Annotated in this window: 9 protein-coding genes; 6 read left to right on the forward strand and 3 right to left on the reverse strand. The window is 57.7% G+C overall.

What is annotated here, in order from left to right; all coding sequences use genetic code 11:
• Positions 1 to 325: 325 nt before the first annotated feature.
• Positions 326 to 1,558 (reverse strand): aminopeptidase, encoded by a 1,233-nt coding sequence (locus tag EKM85_RS10030; RefSeq protein WP_125586510.1) that lies wholly within the window; start codon positions 1,556 to 1,558, stop codon positions 326 to 328.
• A gap of 364 nt (positions 1,559 to 1,922) precedes the next feature.
• On the opposite strand from EKM85_RS10030, the gene EKM85_RS10035 reads away from it, so the two are divergent.
• The 5 genes from EKM85_RS10035 to EKM85_RS10055 all read left to right on the forward strand — a co-directional run bounded on the left by EKM85_RS10035 (position 1,923) and on the right by EKM85_RS10055 (position 6,675).
• The gene (locus EKM85_RS10035; protein WP_125586512.1) at positions 1,923 to 2,528 is read left to right on the forward strand and encodes a TetR/AcrR family transcriptional regulator; all 606 of its coding nucleotides are present in this window, start codon (positions 1,923 to 1,925) and stop codon (positions 2,526 to 2,528) included.
• Positions 2,529 to 2,721: 193 nt separating this feature from the next.
• Positions 2,722 to 4,083 (forward strand): DUF2252 domain-containing protein, encoded by a 1,362-nt coding sequence (locus EKM85_RS10040; protein ID WP_125586514.1) that lies wholly within the window; start codon positions 2,722 to 2,724, stop codon positions 4,081 to 4,083.
• A 113-nt stretch (positions 4,084 to 4,196) separates the two neighbouring features.
• The gene (locus tag EKM85_RS10045) at positions 4,197 to 4,565 is read left to right on the forward strand and encodes a hypothetical protein (protein ID WP_125586516.1); all 369 of its coding nucleotides are present in this window, start codon (positions 4,197 to 4,199) and stop codon (positions 4,563 to 4,565) included.
• Between the two features lie 105 nt (positions 4,566 to 4,670).
• A complete protein-coding gene (locus EKM85_RS10050; protein ID WP_125586518.1) occupies positions 4,671 to 5,492 on the forward strand; it encodes a hypothetical protein in 822 nt (273 codons plus the stop codon).
• A gap of 175 nt (positions 5,493 to 5,667) precedes the next feature.
• Positions 5,668 to 6,675, forward strand: coding sequence for a YihY/virulence factor BrkB family protein (locus tag EKM85_RS10055; protein WP_191987301.1), 1,008 nt, complete (start codon positions 5,668 to 5,670; stop codon positions 6,673 to 6,675).
• A 45-nt stretch (positions 6,676 to 6,720) separates the two neighbouring features.
• Here EKM85_RS10055 and EKM85_RS10060 read toward each other — a convergent pair whose 3' ends face one another.
• Positions 6,721 to 7,194, reverse strand: coding sequence for a glutathione peroxidase (locus EKM85_RS10060; RefSeq protein ID WP_125586522.1), 474 nt, complete (start codon positions 7,192 to 7,194; stop codon positions 6,721 to 6,723).
• Between the two features lie 112 nt (positions 7,195 to 7,306).
• Complete coding sequence (locus EKM85_RS10065) at positions 7,307 to 7,771, reverse strand: flavodoxin (protein ID WP_125586524.1); 465 nt, start codon at positions 7,769 to 7,771, stop codon at positions 7,307 to 7,309.
• A 152-nt stretch (positions 7,772 to 7,923) separates the two neighbouring features.
• Between EKM85_RS10065 and EKM85_RS10070 the strand changes: the two genes are divergently transcribed.
• A complete protein-coding gene (locus EKM85_RS10070) occupies positions 7,924 to 8,361 on the forward strand; it encodes a GtrA family protein (RefSeq protein ID WP_125586526.1) in 438 nt (145 codons plus the stop codon).
• The last annotated feature ends 171 nt before the right edge of the window (positions 8,362 to 8,532 follow it).

An 8,532-nucleotide genomic window follows, 5' to 3' on the forward strand; every position in this document is an offset into this window, starting at 1 on the left:
GCCATGACGTCGCCGCCAAGGTTCGCTGTATTCAGTTAGGAATGGTAACAGGTATCCTGCCATGCGTCCTGAAAGGACCCCATGCTACGCACATGGTCTTCTTAGCCAAACCGATCGGAAGGCTCAGCATGCCTGGTCAACCCCATCGTGCGGGTCGGACAAGCCAGGTAGTTTCCGGGTGTTTCTGGTGAGGTTGTTCCTTCCTCGCCCTCCCATCATCCGCAATCAGAATAACGCCTTTGCCAACCGTTGACTACCGATTCGACTCCGGTTTACGCAATTCGTTTGCTCGGCTGATCACAATAAGCGGTTTGAACCGTCCGCCTTACGCCCAGTCCCCGTTGCGGAAGATCGGCTTGATGCTGCCGTCCTTTTTGATCCCGTCGATGTTCATCTTTGCCGAGCCCATCATGAAGTCCACGTGCGTGTCCGCGACGTTCAGCCCGCGCGCCGTGAGTTCTGCCGGCGACAGCGCCGTGCCGCCTTCGATTGAGAAGGGGTACGCCATGCCCAGCGCCATGTGGTCCGATGCGTTCTCGTCAAATAGGGTGCTGTAGAAAATCAGCCCGGACTGGCTGATCGGGGACGGGTCAGGGACCAGGGAGATCTCACCCAAGGACCGCGCCCCGTTGATCGCCAGTAGGTGTTGCAGGACCGCGTTGCCCTGACCGGCCTCGGCGGCAACGACCTGGCCGGCCTTAAAGCGGAAATGCATGTCCTGCAAAATACTGCCCGAGTATGACAGCGGCTTCGTGGAGGCCACGGTGCCATCAATGCGGCGGTTGTCAGGCGCGGTGAAGACTTCCTCCGTCGGCATGTTGGCCGTGAACACTTCGCCGCGCGGGTTGGTCGAGCTGCCGCCGTTCCAAACGTGATGTGCCGGCAGGCCGACGGTCAAGTCGGTGCCCGGCGCTTGGTAGTGGAGCGCGTCGAACTGCTCGGCATTCAGCCAGGCCGCTTTATCCCGCAGTTTGGCCTCGTGGCTGACCCACGCCGCCTCGGGATCTGGTTCGTAGATCCGGACGGTTTTGAAAATGGCGTCCCAGAGCTTATCCGTCGCGACTGCTGGCGCCTCATCAGGGAAGACCTTGGCGGCCCACTGCGGAGAGGCGGCCCCGATGATCGTCCAGGAGATCGCATTGCTGGAGATCGCGTTACTCAGCGGCGCGTAACTTTGCTGAAACGCCTGTTGGTAGGCGGCCACGCGCGCGGGATCGACGCCAGCGAGATTGTCCGGGTCACTGGAATGAACGGTGATCCGCTTGGCGTCTTTGCTGAGCCAATCGGTGAACATCGCCTTGACCTGCGGCGGCTGGCGGTTCAGCCGGTCGTCGGCCAGGTGCAAAATGTCCTGGCGCTTGGCAAAGTCGTCCTGCCACCAGACCGCCACCTCGGCCGCCCCGCGGGCATAGGCCGTCTCGATAATTTGGTGAGCCAGTGGCAGTTGGTCGGTGCTGATCTGCAAATAGACGGTGTCGCCGGGCTTGACGCCGACGCCGACATCGACCGCCAGGGCTGCGTATTTAGCTAGAAGCGTCGGAAAATTAGGTAATGTCATCAGTTTGCCTCCTTAAATGATTCCCCTAATTGTAACCGCTGCCGAATGGCGACTCAAGTGCCGCAGGGGCAAGCCTCGGCGACCGCCGGCGGTCGAAGCAGAGTGAAGACCACCGGGCCATTGTCATGACAACCTTCTTAAAATTAGAATATAACAAATTATGAATGTCACCCGCTCACCGCTTGGCTGACCTTGATTCCGTCAAGACAAGGGGGCAAACAGCGGGGTATTAATTACGCCAATAAATTACAGAATGCGATTTTCTTTATAACATTATCTGTTAAAATAACAGGGTAAGTGTAAAGCTAATGTGTCAATTTATTCGAGTACGAATATAAGTGTCCGGCAAATAGGGGGAACTATTATGGCACGGAAAAAAACAATTACGCGCGACCAGATTCTGAGCGCCGCGTACGCCTTGGTGGTTGAAGAGGGGTTCAAGCACTTCACGGCGCGTAACATTGCTCGGCGGATGGGATGCTCGACCCAGCCGATCTACCTTGAATTCACCAACATGGCAGATCTCAAGCAGGCGGTCCTGGACGAAATTAAGGACACCTTGAGCACCAAGATGAGTCGCCGCTTCACCACTGATCCAATCGTGGATCTGGGCTTGGCGTACATCAACTTCGCGCTGGACAACCGTGCCTTGTACCGCGCCGTCTTCATTGAAGATCACTTCGGCGTCGAGGAGATGCGAGAGTTTGCTTTCAACACCGCCTTTGAGCGCCTTGAACGCTACGCCCCTGCCGAGGCGATCAGCGAAGAACAAAAGCGAAACACGATTTCGGGCCTGTGGATCGTGGCCACCGGCATCGCCAATCTGATGGCGCCAAACTTCATTGATATCAGTCGTGAGCAGATGATCGACATCTTGCAGGCGGTGGTCCACGATTTCATCGTCAACAAGCGCTTCGGTCCGGATGCGGTCAAGATGGATCTGCACGCGGCGCTTAAACGGGCGGAATAAATGAAAAAGATCACTGAGAGTCGCGCCGTGCGGCTCTTTTTTGCAAGGTGCGCAGGGTCGACGCACTTAGCCCGCCGGCTGGCCTAGCTCCAAGCATTGCCGCCCGGCTCATCGCGGGGCCTGTGCGGCGGGGTGTCGACCTTGCCATCCCAGGCGCCTTGCGCTAACTTGGAGAAAGAAAGCAGGTGCGTTGATGCGGGCAGAAATGATCGAGGAGCTCAAGAAGCTTCAGCGGCAGACGAATATTACCAATATTTTGGCGTTGCATGACCTGGGGAAGGCGCACCGTAATTCGGTGCCGCTGACGGCCCTTGGCCGGCGCCCGGTGATCGAGCGCGATCCCGTCATGTTCATTGAAGCGATCGAAGCCAATCTGATCCAGGAACTGCTGCCGCAGCGCCACGAGAAGATGGCCGCCAATCCCGCCGCTTTTTTCCGCGGGACCGCGGAGCTGATGGCGTACGATCTCAGCCACGAGCCCCAGTCGCACCTGCGCGTGCTGACTGACGGCGATGCGCACCTGCAGAACTTCGGCTTCTACGCTTCACCAGAGCGCAACATGCTGTTTGACCTGAACGACTTCGATGAGGCGGCGCCGAACTCGTTTGAATTTGACGTGAAGCGCCTGGCGACGTCCATTTACCTGTTTGGCGGCCAGGAGCACTTCGGCGAAACGGCGGTGGACGTCCTGGTCCAAGCGGTCGCCCGCACCTACCGCAAGACGCTGAAAAAAGCGTTCAAGACCGGAGCGCTGGAACGCTTCTACGCCAGCACCGCCGTGGGCAGCATGGCTGCCGGGCTGCCAGAGGAGGCAGACGCCGAGTTTGTCCGGGAGGTCGTCAGAAAGGCCGCCAACCGCGATAACGAATCGGTGGTCAAGAAGTTCACCGTCCAAAATGGCACCCACCTGCGCTTCAAGGATGCCCCGCCGCGCTCTGTCCACCTGGAGCAGGGCCAGGAAATCGCGCTGATGCACGGCTTCCTCCAGTATCAGCAGACCACCCGCGCGGACGTGGCGCTGCTGCTGGGGCAGTACCACATCACCGACATCATTCGCCACTCTGTCGGCATCGGCAGCTTTGGCACGAGTTGTTACCTGATCCTGCTGACGGGCCTGGGCGGCTCCCACCTGGTGCTGCAGGTGAAGGAGGCCCTGCCGCGGCGGCGTGACCTGTTGCCAAAGCGGCTGGCGGTCAATCTGGATCAGGAGATCAGCGAAGGCCAGCGCATCATTTCCTCCACGCAGATCTTGCAGAAGGCCTCGGATCCGTTTCTGGGCTGGTTCAACGTCGACGGCAAGAGCTTCTACGTGCGGCAGTTCCGCGACATGAAGGGCTCCATCGACGTCGCCACACTTTCTTGGCCGCAGTACCAAGCCTATGCCCGGGTCTGCGGCTACCTGCTGGCGATGGCCCACGCCCAAAGCCCGATGGCCGCGGTGGCGGCTGGGTACATGAACAAGGATTTTGATCGGGCAATTCAGCACTGGGCGAAAAATTACCTGCATCAGGTGACCGCGGATTACGCAGCCTTTATTGAAAAGTTCGCAATTTGATCATTATTTTGGGCGCAGATGATTATTTGCGTCCTTTCTAAGTCGAAATCTTTGACCCCAGGCCTGAAAGTGCTTACGCTGTCCCCGAAACCAAAAAAAAGGGGTGAAACGCCATGATTCAGACTTTCGTTGCCTTAGCTGACGCCATGGCGGCAGCGCGGCCGGTGATCACGATCACTGACCCGGTGGTGATCGGATTGATCTTTAGCTTCTCTGACGCCTGGCAGACGCCGGCCACCGTTGGCGGCGGGCAAACACCCGCCATGCACGAGGCGAGTTTTGCGGCTCAGCTGTACCGGCTGCTGTACCACGCCAGCCCCGGTTTGGCGCTACATATGCAGCCGCGCTTTTATTTAAACGGGGCGTACTTCGGGGCCTCGGTCGCTTCGACTCAGCAGTTCTTCTTAGCCGCCTCACAGTACGAATTCATCCTGGCCGGGCCGAACTTACTCACCCTCACGCGCAGTGACTACCGCTCGTGAGCGGCGACCTAACGAATATGTCACGCCCGCCCCAAAATCCAGCAGTGGGTCATGCTTTCGGGTATAATAACGGTGTAAAAGGAAGCGCTTTGGAGGCGAGTCATCATGAAGAAAAGTATCTTGATCGTACCGCTAACGCTGCTGGTGCTGGGCACCGCTGCGTGTGGAAATCAGGGCAGCACCGACTCCTCGACCAGCAAGACCAGTTCCAGTAAGGTGCAAAAAAAGGCGAAGCCGAAGACCAGCAGCAAGGCCACTGCGTCCAGCCAGGCGACCAGCACTAGCGAAAGCAGCAGTGAAGCCAGCAGCGCGGCGCCTGCGGATCGGCTGACGACCATGAAGCAGGCGGTCCAAGCCAAGGTGCCCGGCGCAAAATTTCCAAGCGTGTACAGCGCCGCTACCGGTAAGCACCTGAATGTGCAGGCCGTTGGCGACAGCAGCAATTACGGGCTTTACCTGAGCGAAGGCAGTCAGCTGCCGTTTAACGACGCCAGCCTGGACGGCCTCGTCGCGCCGATCGCGATCAAGAAGACCACTTATGGCTCTGCGGCTGCCGCGGAAGCGCAGATCAACTACCGGCCGCAGCAGGCCGGCCTGCCGAAAGTCGACGTGGGGGATAATCTGACGGCGACTGAGGAAGGCGCCGCGGGGTCGACTTACCTCACTTGGGAAGAGGGCCGCTGGTCACTTTCTCTGCAGGCGTCCACGATTAACGGTGAAGACCCGCTGCCACTGGCCAAGCAGATCACCACGCTGCTGAGCCAGGAGATGCTGCCGGTGCCGGCTGGACATGGAGCCATCAGCGTTTCCACGACCACGACCAACAGTCGCAACAACACCGTCACCTGGCGGGAGGGCAATGCCGTGTACGTGGTGTCCAGCACCAGCCCGCTGAAGGCGCTGCAAACGGCGATCGACCTTAAATAAACCGCGTCTCTCTGACGCCATCGCAGCAGCCCAGCGGGGCTGCTGCTTTTTCATGGCGAGCGGCCCGCCGGCCAGGTTTTTCAGCAAAGCAGGGGACGTCTTTGGTATAATTGGAGTGATCAAACGGGTGGAAGGGAGGAATGCAGTGATGAGCAGTAGCGGGCCCAAGGCGGTCATTGAACGGCAGGCCAAGCAAAAAAAGCGCCTCACCGAAGCGCAAAAGCAGGCCATCCATTCCGGTCAGGTGCCACTGGCCACGATCGCGGTGTCGCGCGGGATCAAGCTGCGCGAGGCGATCAAGCTTATGTACGACCGGATCATGGATGCCCAGATCGGCGTCATGTCTGCCGCGTTGGCCTATTACACGCTGCTGTCGCTGTTTCCCATTTTCATCGTGGTGGGGAACTTGCTGCCCGTCTTCGGCTTCAGCTATTCTCAGATCCAGGGCTACCTCACCCAGGTGATCCCCACCGGGGTCATGAACTTCATCAATCCCATTATTCGCAACCTGATCGCCAGCTCGTCCGGCTCGGTGCTGTCCGTCGCGGGGCTCGTCACGCTGTGGACGGCCGGGCTGGCGGTCAACGGCCTGAAGACGGGGTTCAACCGGGCGTACGACGTCAAACCGCGGCAGAATTATTTCGTGCAGCGGCTGCTGTCCATGGTCATCATCTTCTTCATGATCCTGATGCTGGGCGGCGTCATGGTGGCGTACACCTTCGGCCGCCAATTCCTAGAGTGGCTGGTGCCGCTGCTCCGCCTCTCGACGCAGTGGCTGGACACCTTCAACACCTGGCGCTGGCCAGTGACGCTGACGGCGCTGTTTCTGGTGATTTTTGTGATCGATTTCCTCCTCCCGAACGCCCGCATCAAGTTCTGGACGATCATTCCAGGCGGCACGTTCACCGTGGTCAGCTGGCTGGCGCTTGGGCAGATCTTCTCGTGGTACATGCGCCGGTTCGGCACGCGGATCTCGACCTACGGCACCCTGTCGACCGTGATCGCGCTGCTGCTGTGGCTGGATCTTATGGCCATGCTGTGGCTGATCGGCGTGGTCGTCAACGCCATCATCGCCGAGTACTACGGCGGGCGGCCCGAGGACAGCAAGGGGAAGGTCCACGATTTGATCCGCCGCAACCGGCAGGAGCTGGCGGCAAGGCGGCAAGATCAAATCTTCAAATAAAAAAGAAGACCCATCGCCACACTTTCGGTGATGGGTCTTCCTGCGTTATAGGACCTGCTTAATTGCCGGGATCATCTTGTCCGGTGTGGTCTTTGGGGCGAAGCGTGCCACCACATTGCCATCGCGGTCAACGAGGAACTTAGTGAAGTTCCACTTGATCTTCTTGGTGCCAAGCGCACCGGGCGCTTTCTCGGTCAGATAGCCGAACAGGGGCTGGGCCTCTTCACCGTTTACCGGTCCAACCGCGTGCATGGGAAAGGTCACGCCGTAAGTCGTCCGGCATGCGGCAGCCGCAGCCTGACCATCGCCGATCTCCTGGTGGAACTGATCGGAAGGAAAGCCCAGGATCACCAGCCCCTGATTCTGATACTGCTTGTAGATCTCCTCAAGCTGGCCGAATTGCGGTGCGAACCCGCACTTAGTTGCCGTGTTGACGATCACCATGGGCTGGCCGCGGTACTTACTCAGCGAGTAGGTGGTACCATTATCCAGCGTTACCGAATAGTCATAAATGCTCATCGAAAGCGCCCCCTTATTACGATTATTGTAATCCCAACGATGAGCCAAGCGCAAACTAATTGGCTAAAATAAAAGCCGACTTCAGTCAGTCGGCTTTCCCGGTTATATGTTGTTAAGCGTCGAGGCTTTGGGCTTTGGCCACCAAATCGGCGCTGAACTTCTCCAGGGCTTTGATGTCGTCTGCCTCAGGCGCCAAGTCGATCTTCACGTTCTCTGCACCCTTGGTGGCGCCGGTTTCGCTAAAGGCCTTGGCGAAGTCGTCAACGCTGGTGGCGAAATCATCGTAGAAGTGGTCGCCGCTGCCGCAGCAGCCGAAGACCTTCCCCGTCAGGTCAGTCGCCTTCAGGTCATCGTAAAAGTCCATGGCCTCGTCCGGCAGCACGCCCTCGTCGCCGTCAGAGTAAGTGTAGGTCGCCGTGACGCAAATGTCTGCGTCCTGGAAATCTTCTGCCATGGCCTGACTGACTTCAGTAGTGTCGACGGTGTAGCCGTATTTCTCCAGCTCTTCGGCGACGATCCCGGCGATTTCTTCGTCGTTGCCCGTCATGCTGGCATAGACAATTCTTGCTGTTGGCATTAATTATGCGTCCCTTCGTGGTGTCGTCATTGATTCTAACTGGATGATTATAGCAGAGAAGACTGGTGGGGGCCAAGTGTGGCGTCAATCTTTGGTAGCTGGCTGGCCGTCCCTGTGGCATGATTGGATAAGGAAATGATGGGGGTTCGCCTATGAGATTCTATCGCCAGTTCCGTGCTTATCTTGTGCGTCGAAAGGTGTGGGAGGTTACGGCTTACCTGTTTTTCGGTATCCTCACAACGTTGGTTAACGTGCTGATTTTTAGTGTCGCGTTTCGGCTACTCGAGTTGCCATGGCCAACCTCTAATAGCCTTTCGTGGCTGGTGTCAGTGATCTTTGCCTTTTTCACGAATAAGCTGTGGGTTTTCCACTCAGGCGCTTCCGGTACGCGTTCAACCCTTTGGACGCTGTTAAAGTTTATGCTAGTCCGCATTCTCTCTTATGGGCTTGATATGCTGACAATGTGGCTGATTATCGATGCCATGCACGGCAACGAGCTTATTGCAAAGCTGATCACGCAGGTTTTGGTGGTTGCTGTGAACTACATATTTAGCAAGCTCTTTGTTTTTGCGGACTCGAACTCAGGGTGATTGACGCGTATAGATATTGGGGCTCGCGCCAGCCGCTGTTTACGATTGGCGCTATAGCCAGATAGAAAGACGGTATGAACGCTATTTTGAGTGTTGAAGTGCCCTACAATTGTTAGACGATAAGTCTGATGATTGTGGGGCTTTTCTTATGACTAAGTACAGCAGCGAATT

Origin of the sequence: Lacticaseibacillus jixianensis, assembly GCF_003946485.1 — a bacterium.
GTDB lineage: Bacteria > Bacillota > Bacilli > Lactobacillales > Lactobacillaceae > Lacticaseibacillus > Lacticaseibacillus jixianensis.